Genomic DNA, 20,160 nt, shown 5'->3' on the forward strand with positions numbered 1-20,160 from the left:
GAAGACAACGTAAGACGTGGCGCCGCCAAAAGCTTGGCGGGCTGCGTTTTTCACATACAAGAATGAGGAGGCCACACGCATGGCAAAAAGCAAAGCACAAAAGCAGCGCGACAAGCTGGTTCGGGAAGGCAGACGGAATCCAGCGGACAATCGAAGCCTCTTCGCATTGGTTGATATGCGATCGCGACGGACGAAAACAAAAGCAGAACAATGGAATCAAGTGAAACACAAAGGACGATCTTTCCAGGAGAGTGGAGATGATCGTCCTTGTTTTTTGTCCGTGGCATGCTGCATGGGATTTTGATGAATGGAGATCATATTGGAGAATGCTTGCAAAGGAGGAAACACCATGGAAAACGAACAGAAGCCACACGTCGTGGCAGTGCGGAAAAATGGAGATGGGGACATCATTCAGCTGCGCCTGTCCAATGGCAATGAAGTGGATTATCTCGTCGCACAGCGATTGGCAGCGCAGGGTGAGATCGAAAACGTCCAACTTTTCAAAGGGCGGGATGGAGATCAGCATTTGCGCAGCATCCCTGATGGGGATAAATCGAATAATTTGGACAACCTGCCGCTTTTTTAAGGGAAAAGGCAAGCAAAAAGCTCGATTCTTGGAATCGGGCTTTTTTGTATTGGTATGGGAGTTAATTGGGGACGCAACGGAAAAAAACCACTAGCAGGGAATGCAGACCCAGGATAAGTCGATGATCTATGCCTTTGTTTCTAAAAGCAACTAGTAAATACGAACCATTTTTAGTTGTTTTTGGATTCTTAACGTTGGATTTACATGTGTTTAACGTTGTTTGTCTACTATTTAGGGGTAACAAACAATGAAAACAACATCAAACAAGGCGAGGAGAGAGATTCGTAATGAAAAAAAAGCTTGTAGGTATCACTGCTTCTGCCATCCTGTTGGGGGGAGTCTTGCCAAGCGTTGACTTCGCTCATGCTAAAGACGAAGTTTCTGCGAAAAAGGCAACGATGACATTTGACGTAATCAGTGATATTCAAGGGGACCTTGAAGATTTTGGTCATGTTTTGCAAGACATCAGCAAGGGCAATCCAAAATCGGAAGCACTGATTGTCAATGGTGATATTACCCCACGCGGCTACGATTCTGAATATCAAGCCGTACAGGATGTACTCGATCAGAATCCTCATCCCAAAAACGTGTGGTACAGCATCGGAAATCATGAGTTTTATGTGCCAAAGTGGAAAGATCCCCAAACGCTTGCTCAAAATACGTGGCCAAATGGTACAACGGAAGAAGAGTTGTTTGAAAATTTCTACCAATTCAGCGGGGAAGAGAGCGTTTATCATAAAAAAGAAATCAAAGGATATCCGTTTCTCTTCCTTGGCACAGAGAAATACATGAAATACCACGATTCGAAAATGTGGGATGAAGTCTTCATGAGCGATGAACAGCTGGAGTGGTTAAAAGAAAACCTGGAGCACTACAAGCAAAAGGATAAGGACAAGCCGATCTTTGTATTCTCCCATCATGTTCTCCCAGACAGTATCTCAGGTTCCAGGCAAGATCCTTATCTAAACGATTATTTGAATGTGGAGAAGCTCCTTGATATTCTGAAAGATTATCCGCAGGTCGTTTTCTTTACGAGCCATACGCATTGGGATCTGAACCTGCCAGACTGGGCAGGCAAAAAGAAAGTGGAAGGTGGAGACAAGCACGGATTTACCGTCGTAAACACAGGTGCCATACAAACGGGCTGGATGTCTGCAGGGCCAAATGGCGGCGAAATCGTCGCGCCGGATGGGGCAGCTTTCAAGCAAGGTCTTCGTTTGGAGGTAAATGGTGACGATGTCGTCATTCAGGCCTATGACTATCAACATGACAAAGTAATCAAGAAGCTCAGTATCCATAATGGCAAAATTGAACAACTGGCGCCGGATGTAACGGCAGATGACAAGAAAAACGTGATTGTCGGTGCGACTTCCTATATGGAGTATGCCGTCGGCCAACAAAAGAACTGGCAGGATTACGATCCGGCAAATCCGCCGACATTTCCAGGAAACCAGGTCGTGTATGTCCGCCATAAAGGGGAAATGAATCTGGAAGACGGTAAGTCTAAGCTGCTCAAATTCAAGAAGTAATTAAGGTTACAAGACTCACATGCTTCCACGGCTCTTTCATGCAGGCAACGACTCATGCATGGTACAATAGAAAGATAAAGTAAAGAGTGATAGGTGGAAGCTGACATGATTGTAAATGAAAAAATCAAAGCAGCAGAAGTGCTGTTGACTGGTGTGAATGGCGAGGATTTGGGGATCGTCTCCACGAAAGAAGCGTTGAAAATGGCTAAAGAATTGAAGGTCGACCTCGTCTGTCTATCGCTCAGTTCAAGCCCGCCGCCGTGCAAGCTAGTTGACCAGACTTCTCATAAAAAACAGCTGAACCAAGAGAAGCAAAAGGAGCGAAAGACGGAAAAAGGCATGAAAACAAAAGAGATTCGTCTGAGCGCTTATATCGAAGAGCACGATTACGACACGAAAAAGCGTCAGGCGGAGCGTATTTTGACGTCAGGGGATGCGGTTGAGCTGGTGGTGCGTCTCGAGAAGAAGGAGAGCCAAGCGGCAAAAGAGCTGATCGAGCAGCTTGTCCGTGACCTCAAGCATTGTGGCATGCAGGATAAAGGCATACAGGTGAGCGGCAAGCAGGTGGTCGCTATCGTCAAGCCGTTGTAAAAAAACGGAGAATCCTACGATCAAGGATTCTCCGTTTTTTTCGCGGACATATGCGTATCTTCGTGTGGTACCCCAACTAGTCTTGACCCCTTTTGTTTTACCACAATTGCACGCAAGTAACGTCTTTCAACTGGCTCCGTTTTATTCCAGCCCCTGTCATGCATCAGGTAATGCTTGTTCTCGTACGGATTGGCTTGCCGGAAGAAAGCAGATCAGCGTCACAATGAGAGCAGACGTTATAAATAACACTGATCCCAAAATGGAGCTCGATATCGCATGAGCGAAATGCATCTGAGAATGTTCATCCGTACGATTCGCTGCATCAAATACGGATATGAGAATAGCCAGTCCCAACGAGGAACCGCTTTGATGCGCGACATTGATGAGACCCGAAGCTGCACCGGTATCGTGAGGATCTACACCAGAGAGCCCCAATGCAGTGAGCGGTTGGAAAACCATTCCGGCGCCAATGCCCATGATCATCAAGAGGATGAACATTTCCGGAAAGAACTGGGCTTGCACGGCAACGATCCAGCTTATCCAGAGGGTACCTATGATGGCTAGTAGCAAACCGGCCATCAGGACGTTCCTATTTCCAAAACGATGCACCATCCCTGGAATCAAATACATAATCCCGAACTGGGCACCTGTAAATGGCAGGAAGGCTGAACCTGCCTCCAGTGAGCTGAAACCGAGCACGTTTTGCAAATACTGAGGGATAAAGAAGAAGAGTGAAAAATTCCCACACACCATGAGGAACCTTCCAAGATAAGCCCCGGACCGTTGGCGGTTCGCAAACAATCGGAGCGGGATGATCGGCTCCGTTGCCCGGGCTTCAATAAGAACGAATGCCGCTAACAAAATAATCCCGGCAGCAAGCGAAATCCATGTTTCAGGTTTCCCCCAACCGCTCTCGGCAGCCTGAACAAAGCCGTATACCAACGCGGTCATCCCGATGACGGAGACAATCGCACCCCAAAAATCAAAACGTCCGGTCCTCGTACCTGTTTTCTGTATATACCTCTGTACCAAATACATCAAAGCAATCCCAATGGGTACATTGATGAACATCCCGACACGCCAAGACATAAAATCGGTGAAAAATCCGCCAAGAAGGAGACCGATACTGCCGCCCCCAGCTGAAACCGCGCTGTACATCGCAATTGCTTTGGAACGTTCCTTAGCCTCGACAAAGCTCGCAGACAGTAATGCTAGTGCAGCAGGCGTTGCTAAAGCAGCTGCAAAGCCTTGGAATGCACGGGAAACCAGCAAAAATTCGGCAGTCGGCGCCAAACCAGCCAGCATGGAGGCAAGCGAAAATAATCCAATGCCTACACCAAGCATTCTTCTGCGTCCCAGAAGGTCACCTGCCCGGGCACCAAGCAACAGGAAACCGCCGAACGGCAAAATGTAGCTATTTTGGACCCAGGTCAAGCTGGTCGCCGTCATATGCAGCGAACGGCCGATTTCAGGGAGTGCCGTTACCATAATGGAGGCATCAAGCACAACAATCAGTTGACAAGCGATGATAATGGTTAAAATTATCCATTTTGACTGATGCATAATCATGTTCCTTTCCTTTTCCGTAATTTCGTGTTCCTGAAAAATATTATGAACGGAATCGGGGGAAGGAAGTAGACCGTTACTGCATGAAACTTGCCTAAAACTGCAAAGTGTTGTAGTTTGAAAAAGGAATGGGGGATGGAATTCATGCCGGAACAAAGAGTGGATAACCAAGCGAACATTGGAAAGAGTGTTTCTATTCATAAAAAAGCATTGGATCCGCTCATTGCAATGGCGGATCGGATTACCCTGTCGGAGGGACGGACGCCAACGATAGTTCCATTTCTTACGATCGTCAGGAGCAGTCGTGAAACGCCGAAAAATCAGGGAGTGTTGACGCCTTCCTTTTGCCTGATCCTTCAAGGGGCTAAGAAGCTTTACCTTGGTCAAGATATCTTTCATTACTCGGCGGGCGATTATTTGGCGTCACTCATCGATTTGCCGGTTGCCGCCCAAGTCATCGACGCTACGGAAGAATCGCCGTATATTGGTTTACGAGTCGATTTTACGACTCAAGAAATAGCTTCTGTGGTCATGGAGGCGGAAATCAGCACGGAGCCAAAGGAGAAAAATCGGGTGGCAGGTGCCTTCATCGGAAAATCAGATGCCGCTCTGCTGGACATATTTTTCCGGTTGCTGAAGCTTGTTGATAAGCCGAAAGAAGTTCGATTTCTGTCAGAGTTGATCAAAAGGGAAATGATTTTTACCTTGCTATCAGGAGATTTTGGGCACTTATTTTTGCAAAAGGCGCTCTTTGACCAAAGAGCGGACGGAGTCGGAAAGGCCATTCAATGGATCAAAGAAAACTACGCACGCTCTTTCACCATTGAGGAACTCGCCCAATCCTGTAACATGAGTATCTCTGGGCTGCATCATAAATTCAAAGCCGTCACGACAATGGGGCCTTTGCAGTACCAGAAGCAGCTTCGCCTTCTTGAAGCGAGGCGACTCATGCTTGGTGGTCCCATGGGGGCAACGGCAGCTGGCTTGACAGTTGGCTATGAAAGTCCGTCACAGTTCAATCGGGAGTATCGGAGGCTATTTGGGCTACCTCCTCTCCAGGATATGAAATCGTTGCGTAGCACTTCATATGCCGGGCGATTTGAGGAAAGTTAAGTGGTGTCGGCCAGTTTCTTTATTCCTTGATGGATACAAATTTGAAATGTGAATTTGGTTGTGCTACAATGCGAATAATTAATCTAGGGGAGATGATGAGAATAATGTAATATTTCTTGCCTATCTACGAACGATAAAACAAAATTTGTTTTATTCTTTGTTAAGCAAGAAAGTTACTTATTCTTTTCACTCAAATAAAATAACAAAATCTAATCCATTAATTGGGTTCGATTTTCGTATTTGTTTGTTTGAGCTACAAGAAAGGTAACTTTCTTGTAGCTCATTATTTTTGCTTATTGATAGTAGGAGGTTGAAATAAATGTTTGAAATTGTAAATGTTCAAGTGAACCGTTCATTGTCCGTTGGTACGGTTCACGATCAAACGAAACGGATGCCGGAGCATTATCCATCTATCGATAGATGTACGTAGCGGCTGGAGCTGCAAGTATCGTTAGGTTTTAATATAGTTGGTTAATGTAGATGCCAAACACCCAATATTGGTGTGTAAGGCATTTTCTCCGGCTCAAGAGGAGAAAAAACATGAAATCGACTTCGAAATACGAAAAGATTCAACACATATTGAAAGAATTGAAACAACCCGCATATCGGTTCCAACAAATTGCGGATGCAATCTTCAGGCAAAGAATAGGTGAATATGACAGAATGACCGTACTGCCTAAGGGGATAAGAAACGAATTAATGAAAAACCTTGGCGAACACGTTTTGAACGTAACCCCTGTCATGCAAAAGACATCCAGACAAGTGAATAAGGTGCTTTTTTCCATTGAGGGCGGTGAACACATAGAAGCAGTTCAACTAAGCTATGAGCGCGGCTGGAAATCATACTGCATTTCCAGCCAGTGCGGATGCGGATATGGTTGTCGCTTCTGCGCTACAGGTACAATCGGACTGAAACGAAATCTAACCGCTGATGAAATTACCGATCAACTGTTATACTTTCATTTAAATGGTCAAGCCTTGGATAGTGTTTCGTTTATGGGCATGGGAGAGGCGCTAGCCAATCCTAATATCTTTGAAACGCTTATGATTCTAACAGATCCACGAACCTTTGGCCTGGGGCATCGACGAATAACAGTTTCCACCATCGGAATTTTGCCGGGTATCGAACGTCTGGCAAAAGAATTTCCACAGGTTAACCTGACCTTTTCACTGCATTCTCCGTTCGACGAGCAGCGGAGCGAGCTAATGCCCATAAACAATCGTTTTCCGCTTTCTGATGTGTTGAACAAGTTGGATCAGCATATTCGTGATACAGGTAGAAAAGTATATATTGCGTATATATTACTTCGAGGAGAAAACGATTCAAATGAGCATGCGGAAGCCATTGCTGCTTTGTTAAAGCACAGAGGTCCTAGGGAACATTTATATCACGTCAATTTGATCCCCTACAATACAACCGACGTAACGCCTGAAAGCTTTCATCAATCAGACAAAGATCGGGTACAAAGATTTGTCAGTATCTTAAAGTCAAAGGGAATCAATGTCACTGTGCGCACTCAATTCGGAACGGACATTGATGCAGCATGCGGTCAGCTATACGGACACAACTAGAGGAGAATGCATTTTGTCTCAGGAGAATATTGCAATTACCCATGTTCAATTCCATGCAAAGACAGATATTTGGTGATATTTGCATGGAATAACATCATCACCAATCATGCTGGCTTTGCTACTTGAGGTATTTCATTTATTCAAGGAGTGAGTCTACATGAGATATATCAACGCTAATGAAATTCTCCCAATAGAATTGGTTGAAAAATTGCAAGATTATGTGCGAGGCGAATACATCTACATTCCCGCAATAAAAGATCAACATAAAAATTGGGGAGAACAATCCGGTTTACGTGAAGAGATAGATAAGCGAAATAGTGAAATAATACAAGCATATACTTCTGGTAAGTCGATTCAAGAGCTTGCTGAATCCTACCACCTTTCTGTTTATGCGATTAGAAAAATAATTTATAACAAAAAAATCGCTGAACTGTAATCAGAAGATGATCCCTGTACGCACACGGGATCATCTTTTTTCATGTCCCCTGATGTAGAAAGGACTTATCTGAAAGGTTATACCAATCATTACAGAACCGTTTTGTATATAGTTTATGTTATTTCTATCAGTTAGCTTTATATCTATAGGTTCTTCTGAAATGTAGTGTACGCGTAATGAAAGGCATCAAATGATGTAACAAATAGTGAATCAACTTGACCATTTTGAGGAGATATGAAAAACATGAGAACAGATTTTATTTTCGACAGTTTGAAGAATCGTCACAATCAATTGGTAGAGCTAACTGCGCAATGTCCAGAGGACAAGCGTAGTCTCGTGCCGGAAGGCTTCAAGAACAACATTCATTGGCATATTGGTCATGTGCTTACTGTGACAGATTTCCACGTATTCGGCCTTTCGGAATTCGAATTGAATAAGAAGCTTCCTGCAACCTACCAGGACTTTTTCGCCTATGGAACGAAGCCGGGTGCCATGCTGAAGGCATTGAAATAATCTTACGGTTCTGATCCATGTCAGCAGTTCAACGGATACTTTGGACTGCTGTTTTTGATCATCCGTTTTTATACGGGTACACGATATGCTGCATTCAGGGCAGGGTCTAATAGGGGCTTTTACGGGAGGACAATCATGAAAACATATACAAAACCAAATACAAGACCAAATACAAGACCAAATACAAGACCAAATACAAGACAATGGCGGTTCACCATTCGGAATAAATTGCTGGTCATCTCGCTAGCGATCCTGATCATACCGGCATTGTTGGTAGGAAGCATGAGCATCTGGGTATCAGCCCGTGAAAGCGACGTGCAGATGGAGACCAATCTCCGAAATACGGTTCAGATGGCTTCACAGCTTATCGTTTCGTTCGAGGATGCCGTCAAGAACGGCGCATTACGCAAGGAAGAGGCTCAGGAGAAGATGAAGCAGCTGATTCTTGGGCAAAAGCTGCCGGACGGTACGCGGACAATCAATACAAAAATCGATATTGGCGAACACGGGTATTTTTTTGTTCTAAACGACCAGGGTGATCTGGTTGCCCACCCGACACAGGAAGGGGAGAAATTTTGGGACAAGCACACAAGTGACGGCTTTTATCATATTCGGGACATGCTCCAGAAGGGGCAGCAGCAAGGCGGCGGAGTTACGATATACAGGTGGCCGCTGCCAAACTCGGAAGCAGATGCTATGAAAATTGCCTATTCGCTAAGGGATCCAAACTGGGGATGGACGATTGTAGCCGGCTCCTATATCAAGGATTATAATGCGGGACAGCAACGTATTGTGAAGTACACTGTGTATACACTGCTGGGCTGTATTGCAGTCGGCGGGACTATCGTTATCCTGCTTGCGATGCGTCTTACTAGGCCGCTTGTCCAGTTGACACAGCAAGCCAAACAGGTTGCAGCGGGCGACTTGTCACAAAGACCTCTTGCCATACATAGCTTGGATGAAATTGGCGACCTGTACGCCTCCTTCCAGACCATGCACAACCGATTAAGAGAGCTGACGCAAGGGCTGCTGTCCCACGCTGATGCCCTGTCATCGGCCTCCCGCGGCTTGTCCGTCACCTTCGGGGAAACGACAGCGGCCACAGACCGAATATCCGTTTCCGCACAAGAAGTGGCCATGAGCAATAAAACGCAAAAAAGAAGCCTACAGGAGAGCACCTATGTTATGGAGGAGCTATCAGCCAGTGCACAGCGCATCGCATCCACCTCATCGACAGCCTTTGAGGCGTCACAGGCTACCTTAAGCCATGCTGAACATGGAAACGGTCTGATCACACAGTCAGCGGAGAAAATGCTTGCCGTATCCGCGACGGTGGGCGACCTCTCGCTGATCGTCAATCAGCTGAACGAGCGGTCGCATCAGATTGGCGAGATCATTGATGCGATGACGACCATTTCGTCCCAAACGAATCTGCTAGCGCTGAATGCAGCGATCGAGTCTGCACGAGCTGGCGAGGAGGGCAAAGGATTTGCAGTTGTTGCGGATGAGATCAGAAAATTGGCTGAGCGCTCCAGGACATCGGCAATGGAAGTCACTGAGCTGATTCAGGCAATTCTCGCCGATATAAATAAAGCGGCCACTGCTATGGATCAAGGGGAGCAAGCGGTGCAGGCTGGTGTTAATTCCATCCGGCACTCGGGGGAGGCGTTCCAAAGAATTCTGGTCGCAACACGCAGCGCCGTTTATCACGTACAGGAGACCTCTGCTGCGGCTGAACAAATATCCGCTAGCTCACAGGAGTTCAATGCTTCCTTGCAGGAGATCGATCACATGGCGGTTCGGTCCAACGATCTGGCACAGATGATTTCCACCGCCACGGTCGGACAGCTCGCAGCCATGGAAGAAATCTCCGCATCGGCGGACTCAATGAGCCGGATTTCCGAAGAAATGCTTCTGCTCGTGAAGCAGTTCAAGCTTTAGATCCGGCAACTGTGAGGAAGCCAAAAGATGATCTCTTGTGCCTCTTTGCTCCATCACGACAAAAAAATGCCGACACTCATTGTGTCGGCTGCTGAAAGGGGCCGTTAGGGCCCCGTTTTTATTTGTTTAGCTAATTCTACATAATATCAAACGGTCACGAAGTGGCTAAGCGATATGATCAAGTCCTTACAAGCGGTGATGAAACGAAATAAGGTGCACGCGTAGCCAGTTTCGGATGGCGCGCGTATTTTCGCTTCGAAACTGATTCACTTTTGTCATCAATCGCATTAACAAACTGAACAAAAGTGCTGCGAAATCGAATCAACCGAACCACTTTCGAACCAAATGGGGTCACGGAATAGGAAAAACAACCGGTTTCAAGTGATATTTTTTCGAATATTCACGCATAAAAGCGCTTTTTTATCGGCACGCAAATTGCTAGATAGTCTTACGAACAGCTAATACTTACAGACAGTATTCCATTGAAAAGGAGGAGAAAGGGGAGAACTAGCCGATTCGTGATGGTTACAAACAAAGGAGGTTTGCTATGAAGCTCATTCACATTCTTGGAGTTCTGCCGTTTATTGGCATGTTAGGCTTGCTGCCGCTGATCAATCAGGTTACACCATTCATGTTAGGGATGCCGTTCATTCTATTCTGGTTTGTGCTGTGGGTCGTTCTAACATCCGTGATCTTGGCGATTATTTTTCGCATTGATCCAGCGAATCAGGAGGGTGATCAGTCATGAATATTGCGCTGCTTGTGATCTTTGGATTTTTGCTCTTGTCGATTTATTTAGGGATTCGAGCAAAAAAGGGGAAGAAAATGGATTTGGAGCAATGGACGGTTGGCGGTAGGGGTTTTGGCGCCTTGTTCGTCTTCCTTCTCATGGCAGGGGAGATTTATACAACTTTCACGTTCCTCGGTGGGAGCGCGTGGGCCTACGGGAAAGGAGGACCCGCTTACTATATCCTTGCTTACATTTCGCTGTCATGTGTTATCGGGTATTGGTTGCTTCCTGCCATTTGGCGATATGCAAACAAACACAAGCTGATGTCGCTATCCGATTTTTATGAAAAGAAATACGACAGTCCATTTTTGGGAGTGCTCGTCGCGATTGTTGGCATCATTTCGATTATTCCTTACCTTGTCCTTCAACTGAAAGGATTAGGGATCATCGTTTCACAAGCTTCGTATGGTTCCATTTCACCGACCCTCGCCATCTGGATCGGAGCCATAGCCGTTACCGTTTATGTGATGGTGTCCGGGTTACACGGCTCAGCATGGACGGCTGTTATCAAGGATATCATGATTTTTGGCATCGTTGTCTTTTTAGGATTCTACATTCCCTTTCATTACTACGGTGGAATTTCGTCGATGTTTTCCAGCATCGAGGAGGCAGCACCCGGATTTTTGGCAATTCCGGAAAAAGGGCTTAGCATCTCGTGGTTTATCTCAAGTGTACTGCTGACCGTTCTCGGCTTCTATATGTGGCCGCATGGGTTTGGTGGCATTTTTGCCGCGAAAAGTGAACGGGCGCTCCGTAAAAATACCATAATCAGTCCATTGTATACGCTCATGCTCCTGTTCGTGTTCTTTGTCGGGTTTGCGGCTATAGGCCAAGTGCCCGGTTTGAAAGGGCCTGATGCGGATCTGGCTTTATTGAAAATTTCCATTCAAACGTTTGATCCATGGTTTGTTGGGTTGATCGGAGCTGTAGGGCTCTTGACCGCATTGGTACCCGGCTCCATGCTGCTGTTATCAGGCGCAACGCTTCTGGCAAAGAACGTCTATAAAACATTTGTTCCGCAAGCCTCAGATGTACAAGTCATGAAATTGGCGCGATATTTGGTCCCTGTTATTACGCTGGTTTCCGTCTTCTTTACGCTAAATGGCGGCAATACCATCGTAACGCTGCTCTTGATGGCATACAGTTTTGTGACGCAATTGTTTCCAGCTTTGATTTTTAGCTTCACCAAGAATCGCTTCGTCACAAAGCAGGGGGGAGCGGCTGGAATCATTGTCGGTGTGGGCATCGTTTCGTATACCACGATTACGAAAATGACGATCATCTCGCTGGTTCCATTTTTTCCACAATGGGTGCTTGATTTGAATGTGGGGATCATCGCGCTTGTCGCCAACGTGCTCGTCACCATCGTTGTCAGCATGCTGACCAAAGGGCTCGGGCATCAACTGCCATCAAATGAATATGCAAAAAGCAAGGTAGTGTAAAAAATTCAATGAGGTGATCAAATGGTTGCAGATCTGGTTTTTGTGAATGGGCAAGTGATTACAGTTGATGAAAAAAATCGTTTCGCCGAAGCGGTAGCAGTAAAAGAAAGTCGTATCGTTGCGGTGGGCTCAAATCAAGAGATTGAAAGCTGGATTGGGGAACAGACCCAAAAAATCGACTTGCATGGGAAAAGCTTGTTGCCAGGATTTATTGATTCCCATTTGCATCTTACCGCGTATGGAACCGTCAAGCTCGGCCTGGATTGCAAAGCGCCCCATATCAAATCGCTGCAGCATCTGTTTGCCGAACTGAAAGCGCTTGCGGGGCAAACCCCGAAAGGAGAATGGCTGCGTGCGTCAGGGTTCAACGAGACGAAAATAGAAGAACAGCGATATCCCTCCCGCTGGGAATTGGATGCGATCTCGACCGAGCATCCGATTCAGATCACCCGTACATGCTCTCATATTTCAGTCGTAAACAGCAAGGCGCTGGAATTGGGCAGTATCACCGAGGAAACGCCTAACCCGGATGGAGGAAGAATCGATCGCGATGAGGAGGGCATTCCGACTGGGTTGCTCATTGAAACCGCTCACTCAAGCTTGATGCAAATAGCGGTTTATACGGAGGACGAGATTCGGAGAGCGATGGCGATGGCATCCGCTGATTTTATTGCGGCAGGAATCACGAGTATCCATGATGCGGGTGGATTCGGCCCAGAGAATTTGCGCATGCTCCAACAAGCTGTAAAAGCGGATGATATCAAGGTGAGAGTGTACGCTATGATCGGCTCCTTGAATCGCTCTGAGGACTTCGTTAAGAAGATGGTTGAGGCAGGCGTCATTACAGGATTGGGGGATGAACGCTTTCGAATCGGGCCGGCGAAGATCTTTACCGATGGCAGCAGCAGCGGTCCCACGATCGCGACGAGAGAACCTTACACAAGCGATCCTGAAAATTACGGAATCTTGTATTTCACGCAAGAAAAAATAAACGAGATTCTCGGAGAGGCTCACAGAAAAGGGTTCCAGATTACCGCGCATGCGCAAGGGGATCGTGCGATTGAAATGGTTTTAAACTGCATTGAGGAGTCGTTGGAAAAATATCCACGTAACGATCATCGCCATCGGATTGAACATGCGGGTATTACCACGCCAGATTTGCTAGATCGGATGAAAAAGCTCGGGGTTGTGCCTGTTCCGAATCCGCCGTTCTTTTACGAATTTGGCGATGGCTACGTCAAAAACTACGGCGAGAGGGTGAATCACATGTATCCCGCGCGTGATTTTATCGACAACGGAATCATTGCGGCGGGAAGCTCTGATTGTCCTGTTACCCACTACAATCCGCTGCTCGGCATCCATGTTGCCGTGAATCGAAAAAGCGGGTCAGGTCAAGCGGTCGGAGCCAATCAGCAGATTACCGTCCTAGAAGCAATCAAGCTGTATACCTGGAACGGAGCTTATGCAAGCTTCGAAGAAAACATCAAGGGCAGTATCGAGGTTGGGAAGCTGGCGGATTTCGTCGTGTTAAGCGAACCGATTCTCGATGTTGCAGAAGATCGCATTAAAGAGATTCAGGTGGATATGACGCTCATTGGCGGCAAAATGGAATATGTAAGAGATGCAGTATCCAGTTGCTAGAAAAGACAAACAGGTCACGCAAGGAGCGTTCCACTTGCTTGTGACCTGTTTTTTCGTCATGATCTTGATACGTCCATATTGTATTTGGCCATCCTTCTAATCAGTGACGATTGGGTAATACCAAGTGCTTTTGCTGTTTTTCGCGTCGTTTTGTGTTCCTGATACGATTGAAGAATAATCTCTCTTTCAATGTCATGCAGAGTTGTTTTTAAGCATGCGGTTTGCGAGACGGAGAAGCTGTGAACTTCCTTGTCTGTTTGTTCAAGGTAGCGTTTGGGAAGATCGGGGAGCGTGATTTCGTCTTTCTTGGCCATGATCACGAGCTGCTCCAGCACATTTTCCAGCTCGCGAATGTTCCCGGGCCAACGATATTGCTGTAGGGCATGAATCGCTTCATTGGAAAGCTTTCGATTCCGATTATATTTGCTATTGAATTTTTGTAAATAAAAACAGAGCAGCGGAAAAATATCGTCCTGACGCTCACGCAGAGGCGGGATATGGATCGGCAGCACATTCAGCCGATAAAACAAATCAGCACGAAACCTCCCTTGCTCCACGAGCATTTCCAGATCTTGATTGGTTGCAGCGATGATGCGGACATTCGCTTTTACGGTCTCGGAAGAGCCAATGGGCAAATAGGTTTTATTCTGCAGAAGCTGCAAAAGCTTTGACTGAAGGGGGAGGGGCAATTCGCTGACTTCATCTAAAAATAGCGTCCCTTTCTCCGCCATTTTCACCAAGCCCAACTTCCCGCTGTTATTTGCGCCCGTAAACGCTCCTTTTTGGTAACCGAATAATTCGGATTCCAGAAGCGCCTCAGGAATGGCTGCGCAATTAATATGGATGAATGGATGCTCCTGACGTTCGCTCAGCTGATGAATGTGCTCTGCAACAACATTTTTGCCCACTCCTGTTTCTCCAGCAATCAGGACGGTCGTCTCCACATCTGCTACTTTCTCAATGAACTCCGTCAACGTGTCAAACGCTTTGCTTTTTCCGATAAAGGCATGCTCTTCCTTACCGTTATAGCTTTGCTTTACATTTGATCTCCGTAATTCCCGAATGTAGCGCTCCAATAGAAGCCGTATTTCATCGACTTCTGCTGGCGAGCCCTCCAGAAGGACTTTGTTAAAATCCGGTCCGTACGCGATCACATACTGCGGTTCATTCTTCTGATTATAGAGAATATGGGCTGAAACCATATATTTTTTCCCGTTTTGCATGCGCTGGACCAATGTGCTCTTTTTCTTCTGTTCAAGCGCTGTCCGAATGACGGAAGGGGAGAACATCCCATTTTGTTCTTGCTGGGACACGTTTATACCAATCAGATCTTCCCGTTTTATTCCTATCATTTTTTCAACGGTTTTATTGATCCATAGCGTATTTCCTTGAAAATCGGCGATATGCACGCCACTATCAATCGTATCCAGGATTTGCAGAAAGTAGTCGGATTCCAACTCGAAACGGTGTGTATCCAAAAGAAAACCTCCTCGATACAGAAGTGGAAAGAGTCGTATTATTTCGAATCTATTACCAGTATAACATAGTGAAAATGATTGGACCTCGCTAGAAAGTTGCGAGTGACAGAGACAGTATGCTGATCGCTTTAATTGTTAACATAATAAATATTATGGAAACAAAGCGGGTGCAAATTTACGAAATGCTGCCTGCAAAATCAGCACTTGCGGCTTTAACACCCGATTCTCTATTCTGTTTACACAACATGACATAACAAAAATTATGTAAACAAAAACCATTTTTCTTTGACAAGACTGACTCTTATCTGTAACAATGGAGATATTTGATTCAAAGAGGCATGGAGTTGATACATTGAATCTGTTGACTGTAGAACAACTTTCGAAAAGCTATGGGGAAAAGGTGTTGTTTGACGACATTTCCTTTCATATAGCAGAATCGCAGCGAATCGGGCTCATTGGAATCAACGGTACAGGGAAATCATCGCTTTTGCAGATCATCGCCGGACTGGAATCGGCTGATTCTGGCAAAATCGTTCATGCCAACCGTTTTCAAAGTGTCTACCTGCCGCAAAATCCTGAATTCGACCAGCAGAGGACCGTGTTGGAGCAGGTCTTTTACGGCGATTCGCCATTGATGCAAGTCCTGCGCGACTATGAGCTGGCATTATCCGTGCTCGAATCAGCACCGGATGACGAACGCAAGCAGCAGCAGCTGTTCGCAGTCCAGCAGCGGATGGATGCGCTCAATGCATGGGACGCCGGAACAAATGCCAAAACCGTTCTGACCAAGCTTGGCATCACCAACTTCCAGCAGCCGATCACACAGTTGTCCGGTGGGCAGAAAAAGCGGGTTGCGATGGCGCGAGCATTGATCCAACCGGCTGACTTGTTGATTCTCGACGAGCCGACCAACCATATTGACAACGAAACGGTTGAATGGTTGGAAGAGTATTTGGCTCGATACAAGGGCGCGCTTTTGATGGTGACGCATGACCGCTATTTCCTCGACCGCGTCACGAACCACACGTTCGAGTTGGACCGTGGTAAGCTGTACAGCTACGAGGGCAACTACGCCTCTTTTCTGGAAAAGAAAGCAGAGCGTGAAGAGCGCGAGCAGGCGATGGAAGACAAGCGGCAAAATTTGCTGAGGCGTGAGCTCGCCTGGTTGCGGCGTGGTGCGAAAGCTCGCACGACCAAGCAAAAAGCACGGGTGCAGCGGGCAGAGTCACTACGCGACCAGAAAGTCGATGGACCCGCGGAAAATTTGGATATGGCGCTGGGTGCAAGCCGACTGGGCAAAAAAGTGTTGGAACTCGAACATGTCTCCAAACAGTTTGGGGACCGCACCCTGATCCACGACTTGAACTATATCGTGCTGCCGGACGATCGTTTGGGCATCATCGGCCCGAATGGCAGCGGTAAATCGACGCTGCTTAACATGATGGCAGGGCGTATCGAACCGGATTCAGGTGAAATCGTCACAGGGAGCACGGTGAAGCTCGCCTACTATACGCAAGAAAATGTGGAGATGAACGAAAAGCTTCGCGTCATCGACTATATTAAGGAAGTGGCAGAGGTCATCCGCACTGCTGACGGCGAAATGATTACGGCGTCGCAAATGCTGGAACGCTTCCTCTTTCCGCCACATCTGCAATATACGTGGATCAGCCGGCTGTCCGGTGGAGAACGCCGCAGGCTCTATCTATTGCGGACACTGATGGGTGAACCGAACGTACTGTTCCTCGATGAGCCGACGAACGATCTGGACATTCAGACGCTCTCGATTCTGGAAGATTACTTGGAGCAGTTCCCGGGTGCCGTCATCACCGTCTCCCATGACCGCTACTTCCTCGATCGGACGGTGGATCATCTGTTCGCTTTCGAAGGAGAAGGCTCGATCCGCCGCTTCAATGGCAACTACAGCGAGTACCTTGATATGTGCAAAGAAGAGCAAGCGCTTCAGGCGGAGCAGTCGAAAACCCAGGCTACTGCCAAAGCAGCCGAAAGCAAAACCGACAGTGCGGCGTCGCGCACCGCGAATCGGACCCGCAAGCTCTCCTATAAAGAGCAGAAGGAATGGGACGAGATCGAGGACAAAATCGCGGCGATGGAAGAAAGGATCACACAGATCCAAACTGAGATCGCCAAGGCGGGCAGCGATATCGAGAAAGTGCAAAAGCTGTACGCAGAGGAACAGCAGCTGTCACAGCAACTTGAGCAGACGCTGGAGCGCTGGACGGAGCTGTCTGAATTAGTGGAAGAGATTCAACAGCAAAACAAAAAAGCGTAACACGACTTTACAACTGATAGAAAGCAGGTAAACACGAATGATTAGTACACAAGGCGTAACACTGCGGTACGGAAAACGGCCGCTTTTCGAAGACGTAAACATCAAATTCACACCGGGCAACTGCTATGGCCTGATCGGGGCGAACGGTGCCGGCAAATCCACTTTCTTGAAAATCCTGTCCGGCGAGATCGAGCCAAACAGCGGCCATGTCAGCCTAACTCCAGGCGAGCGCATTGCCGTGCTGAAGCAAAACCATTACGAGTTCGATGATGTAGAAGTGTTGAAAACAGTCATCATGGGGCACAACCGTCTCTTCGCGATCATGGAAGAGAAAAACGCGCTATACTCCAAAGCTGATTTCACCGAAGAAGACGGGATCAAAGCATCCGAACTCGAAGGTGAATTCGAAGAATTGAACGGATGGCAAGCGGAATCCGACGCAGCTTCCTTGCTGATCGGTCTCGGCATTTCGGCAGATGTGCATGATAAATACATGAGAGACTTGGACGGCAGCCAAAAAGTCCGCGTTCTCTTGGCGCAAGCGCTGTTCGGGAACCCGCACATTCTGCTTCTGGATGAGCCGACCAACCACTTGGACCTCGATTCAGTCATGTGGTTGGAAAACTTCCTGCTCGACTATGAAAACACTGTGATCGTCGTATCCCATGACCGTCACTTCCTGAACAAAGTCTGCACGCACATCGCAGATATCGACTACGGCAAAATCCAGATGTATGTCGGTAACTACGATTTCTGGTACGAATCCAGCCAGCTGGCATTGCAGTTGATGCGCGATGCGAACAAAAAGAAAGAAGAGAAAATCAAGGAATTGGAAAGCTTTATCGCACGATTCAGCGCGAACGCATCCAAATCCAAGCAAGCGACTTCCCGTAAAAAATTGCTGGATAAAATCACGTTGGATGACATCAGACCATCCAGCCGTAAATATCCATTTATTAACTTCAAGCCAGAGCGCGAAGCAGGCAAAAATCTGCTCGTCATGGAAGGCCTCACCAAAACGGTTGAGGGCGAAAAAGTGCTCGATAATTTCACGATCACGATTAACAAAGGGGACAAAATCGCGTTTGTCGGACCGAACGGATTGCCGAAAACAACGCTGTTCCAAATTCTCATGGGCGAGATCGAAGCGGATAGCGGCAATTTCGAGTGGGGCGTTACCACATCCCGTGCGTACTTCCCAAAAGACAACTCGGAATACTTCACATCCGATCTCAACCTGGTAGAATGGCTGCGTCAATACTCAAAAGATCCGGATGAGACTTTCGTTCGCGGCTTCCTTGGCCGCATGCTGTTCTCCGGTGAAGAAGCACTGAAAAAATGCAACGTTCTCTCTGGGGGCGAAAAAGTGCGCTGCATGCTGTCCCGCATGATGCTGACAGGCGGAAACGTGCTACTTCTCGATGAGCCAACGAACCACTTGGACTTGGAATCGATCACGGCACTCAATAACGGTTTGATCGATTTCGATGGCACGATCTTGTTCGTCTCCCATGACCACCAGTTCGTCCAAACGATCGCAAACCGCATCATCGAAATCACGCCAAAAGGCGTCATCGACAAAATGATGACATTCGACGAATACATTGCCAGCGACGAAATCCGCAAGCTGCAACAGCAAATGTATTCGTAATTACTCGCAAAACAGAAAGGCTGATTGATTAATGTGCATGTATCCAGGAAACGGCTTCTCGCTGATCTGTCCCTTCTAGGGATTGCAATCAGCTGGGGCTATACATTCATCCTAGCAAAAGACCTGCTTGCTGAAATGACGCCACTCTTTTTTACCGGCTCCCGCTTTTTGGTAGCCGCCCTGATCCTCGCCATTTGGCAATGGAAACGGATCAAAGAAATGACGCCGTTTTATTGGAAGGCAGGTATCTTCTCCGGTTTCTTGCTTTGTCTGGCGTACACGGCCCAGATTTATGGGATCGATTTGACGACTCCGGGCAAAGCAGGCATGATTACCGGTACGGCTGTGGTCATGGTCCCATTTCTTTACTTTCTGTGGTCACGTAAACCGATCCAGAAAGGGCCAATTCTCGGCAGTCTTTGCGCATTTCTCGGATTATGCCTGTTTTCGTGGGATGGCAGCTTTGAAGGGATGAACAGCGGCGATTTGCTCGTCCTGTTGTGCGCCCTCTGCTTCGCCACCCATACCGTATATGTCGACCGCACGTACGAAAAGGAAGAACCCGTCAATCCACTGCTTTTTGCCATGGTGCAGCTAGCTGTTGTCGGGGTCGTCGACACGGTTTTGGCCCTGATCCTTGAGCCGGCGCCGAAACAGCTTTCCGCGTACGGCTGGTACGCCTACTTGTTCGAGCTGGTGATCGGAACTTTGATCGCTTACATCGTCCAGCTTCGGGCACAGTCGATCACGACACCGATTCGGGTCAGTCTGCTGTTGTCTCTGGAATCGGTATTCGCTTTCGGCTTTTCGTGGATGCTGTGGGGAGAGCCGGTCACGATGACCATCCTGTTCGGTGGAATCATCCTGTTGGCAGGCATTTACATTACAGAAATTTACAACAAGCCGTATCCAAACGATGACGGCCACGTTAAGAAAAATCCGATTGAAACATAAAGAAGGTCAAGAAAAGCAACGCACATCTGGTAAAGGTGTCGCGTTGCTTTTTTGTTGTACGCAACGA

At 47.2% G+C, this 20,160-nt stretch carries 17 protein-coding genes; 15 read left to right on the top strand and 2 right to left on the bottom strand.

Features of this window, described 5'->3' with window-relative positions:
* The first annotated feature begins 79 nt into the window (after positions 1-79).
* The 4 genes from EDM56_RS20330 (at position 80) to infC (ending at position 2,706) form a co-directional block, all read left to right on the top strand.
* A complete protein-coding gene (locus tag EDM56_RS20330) occupies positions 80-304 on the top strand; it encodes a hypothetical protein (RefSeq protein ID WP_122919750.1) in 225 nt (74 codons plus the stop codon).
* 45 nt (positions 305-349) lie between these two features.
* Positions 350-586, top strand: a complete 237-nt coding sequence (locus EDM56_RS20335) for a DUF3892 domain-containing protein (protein ID WP_122919751.1) — start codon at positions 350-352, stop codon at positions 584-586.
* 287 nt (positions 587-873) lie between these two features.
* Entirely contained in the window at positions 874-2,115 is a 1,242-nt protein-coding gene (locus EDM56_RS20340) for a DUF4073 domain-containing protein (RefSeq protein ID WP_122919752.1), read from the top strand.
* A 105-nt stretch (positions 2,116-2,220) separates the two neighbouring features.
* Positions 2,221-2,706: a translation initiation factor IF-3 gene (gene infC / locus EDM56_RS20345; RefSeq protein ID WP_122919753.1), complete on the top strand. Its 486-nt coding sequence runs from the start codon at positions 2,221-2,223 to the stop codon at positions 2,704-2,706.
* A 156-nt stretch (positions 2,707-2,862) separates the two neighbouring features.
* Here the strand turns inward: infC and EDM56_RS20350 are convergent, their stop codons facing one another.
* A complete protein-coding gene (locus EDM56_RS20350; RefSeq protein ID WP_246009465.1) occupies positions 2,863-4,275 on the bottom strand; it encodes an MFS transporter in 1,413 nt (470 codons plus the stop codon).
* An 87-nt stretch (positions 4,276-4,362) separates the two neighbouring features.
* On the opposite strand from EDM56_RS20350, the gene EDM56_RS20355 reads away from it, so the two are divergent.
* The 8 genes from EDM56_RS20355 (at position 4,363) to EDM56_RS20390 (ending at position 13,720) form a co-directional block, all read left to right on the top strand.
* Positions 4,363-5,385, top strand: a complete 1,023-nt coding sequence (locus EDM56_RS20355) for an AraC family transcriptional regulator (protein WP_246009466.1) — start codon at positions 4,363-4,365, stop codon at positions 5,383-5,385.
* A 540-nt stretch (positions 5,386-5,925) separates the two neighbouring features.
* Positions 5,926-6,957: a Cfr family 23S rRNA (adenine(2503)-C(8))-methyltransferase gene (locus tag EDM56_RS20360; protein WP_122919755.1), complete on the top strand. Its 1,032-nt coding sequence runs from the start codon at positions 5,926-5,928 to the stop codon at positions 6,955-6,957.
* A gap of 157 nt (positions 6,958-7,114) precedes the next feature.
* Positions 7,115-7,393 (top strand): CD3324 family protein, encoded by a 279-nt coding sequence (locus EDM56_RS20365; protein ID WP_122919756.1) that lies wholly within the window; start codon positions 7,115-7,117, stop codon positions 7,391-7,393.
* A gap of 243 nt (positions 7,394-7,636) precedes the next feature.
* On the top strand, positions 7,637-7,906 hold the full coding sequence (locus EDM56_RS20370; protein ID WP_183192535.1) for a DinB family protein: 270 nt from the start codon (positions 7,637-7,639) through the stop codon (positions 7,904-7,906).
* Positions 7,907-8,041: 135 nt separating this feature from the next.
* Positions 8,042-9,847 (top strand): methyl-accepting chemotaxis protein, encoded by a 1,806-nt coding sequence (locus tag EDM56_RS20375; RefSeq protein ID WP_122919758.1) that lies wholly within the window; start codon positions 8,042-8,044, stop codon positions 9,845-9,847.
* Between the two features lie 547 nt (positions 9,848-10,394).
* Complete coding sequence (locus EDM56_RS20380; protein WP_122919759.1) at positions 10,395-10,595, top strand: DUF3311 domain-containing protein; 201 nt, start codon at positions 10,395-10,397, stop codon at positions 10,593-10,595.
* Positions 10,592-12,079, top strand: coding sequence for a sodium:solute symporter family protein (locus EDM56_RS20385; RefSeq protein WP_122919760.1), 1,488 nt, complete (start codon positions 10,592-10,594; stop codon positions 12,077-12,079). Before EDM56_RS20380 ends, EDM56_RS20385 begins: the two co-directional genes overlap by 4 nt.
* Positions 12,080-12,100: 21 nt before the next feature.
* Positions 12,101-13,720: an amidohydrolase gene (locus EDM56_RS20390; RefSeq protein WP_122919761.1), complete on the top strand. Its 1,620-nt coding sequence runs from the start codon at positions 12,101-12,103 to the stop codon at positions 13,718-13,720.
* Positions 13,721-13,776: 56 nt separating this feature from the next.
* Here the strand turns inward: EDM56_RS20390 and EDM56_RS20395 are convergent, their stop codons facing one another.
* Positions 13,777-15,198 (bottom strand): sigma-54 interaction domain-containing protein, encoded by a 1,422-nt coding sequence (locus EDM56_RS20395; RefSeq protein ID WP_122919762.1) that lies wholly within the window; start codon positions 15,196-15,198, stop codon positions 13,777-13,779.
* Positions 15,199-15,550: 352 nt separating this feature from the next.
* Here EDM56_RS20395 and EDM56_RS20400 point away from each other — a divergent pair, with 352 nt between their 5' ends.
* Genes EDM56_RS20400 through EDM56_RS20410 form a run of 3 tightly spaced genes read left to right on the top strand, consistent with a single transcriptional unit; the run spans position 15,551 to position 20,093 of the window.
* Positions 15,551-17,488, top strand: a complete 1,938-nt coding sequence (locus EDM56_RS20400; protein ID WP_122919763.1) for an ABC-F family ATP-binding cassette domain-containing protein — start codon at positions 15,551-15,553, stop codon at positions 17,486-17,488.
* 37 nt (positions 17,489-17,525) lie between these two features.
* Entirely contained in the window at positions 17,526-19,139 is a 1,614-nt protein-coding gene (locus tag EDM56_RS20405; RefSeq protein ID WP_122919764.1) for an ABC-F family ATP-binding cassette domain-containing protein, read from the top strand.
* Between the two features lie 33 nt (positions 19,140-19,172).
* Positions 19,173-20,093 (top strand): DMT family transporter, encoded by a 921-nt coding sequence (locus EDM56_RS20410; RefSeq protein ID WP_183192536.1) that lies wholly within the window; start codon positions 19,173-19,175, stop codon positions 20,091-20,093.
* Positions 20,094-20,160 lie beyond the last annotated feature (67 nt).

The organism is Brevibacillus fluminis, assembly GCF_003710825.1.
Lineage (GTDB): Bacteria > Bacillota > Bacilli > Brevibacillales > Brevibacillaceae > Brevibacillus_D > Brevibacillus_D fluminis.

Bases quoted from the DNA above. Each gene is read 5' to 3' on its own strand.
- EDM56_RS20330 (WP_122919750.1), top strand. From the start codon at position 80: ATGGCAAAAAGCAAAGCACAAAAGCAGCGCGACAAGCTGGTTCGGGAA.
- EDM56_RS20335 (WP_122919751.1), top strand. From the start codon at position 350: ATGGAAAACGAACAGAAGCCACACGTCGTGGCAGTGCGGAAAAATGGA.
- EDM56_RS20340 (WP_122919752.1), top strand. From the start codon at position 874: ATGAAAAAAAAGCTTGTAGGTATCACTGCTTCTGCCATCCTGTTGGGG.
- infC (WP_122919753.1), top strand. From the start codon at position 2,221: ATGATTGTAAATGAAAAAATCAAAGCAGCAGAAGTGCTGTTGACTGGT.
- EDM56_RS20350 (WP_246009465.1), bottom strand. From the start codon at position 4,275: ATGATTATGCATCAGTCAAAATGGATAATTTTAACCATTATCATCGCT.
- EDM56_RS20360 (WP_122919755.1), top strand. From the start codon at position 5,926: ATGAAATCGACTTCGAAATACGAAAAGATTCAACACATATTGAAAGAA.
- EDM56_RS20365 (WP_122919756.1), top strand. From the start codon at position 7,115: ATGAGATATATCAACGCTAATGAAATTCTCCCAATAGAATTGGTTGAA.
- EDM56_RS20370 (WP_183192535.1), top strand. From the start codon at position 7,637: ATGAGAACAGATTTTATTTTCGACAGTTTGAAGAATCGTCACAATCAA.
- EDM56_RS20375 (WP_122919758.1), top strand. From the start codon at position 8,042: ATGAAAACATATACAAAACCAAATACAAGACCAAATACAAGACCAAAT.
- EDM56_RS20380 (WP_122919759.1), top strand. From the start codon at position 10,395: ATGAAGCTCATTCACATTCTTGGAGTTCTGCCGTTTATTGGCATGTTA.
- EDM56_RS20385 (WP_122919760.1), top strand. From the start codon at position 10,592: ATGAATATTGCGCTGCTTGTGATCTTTGGATTTTTGCTCTTGTCGATT.
- EDM56_RS20390 (WP_122919761.1), top strand. From the start codon at position 12,101: ATGGTTGCAGATCTGGTTTTTGTGAATGGGCAAGTGATTACAGTTGAT.
- EDM56_RS20405 (WP_122919764.1), top strand. From the start codon at position 17,526: ATGATTAGTACACAAGGCGTAACACTGCGGTACGGAAAACGGCCGCTT.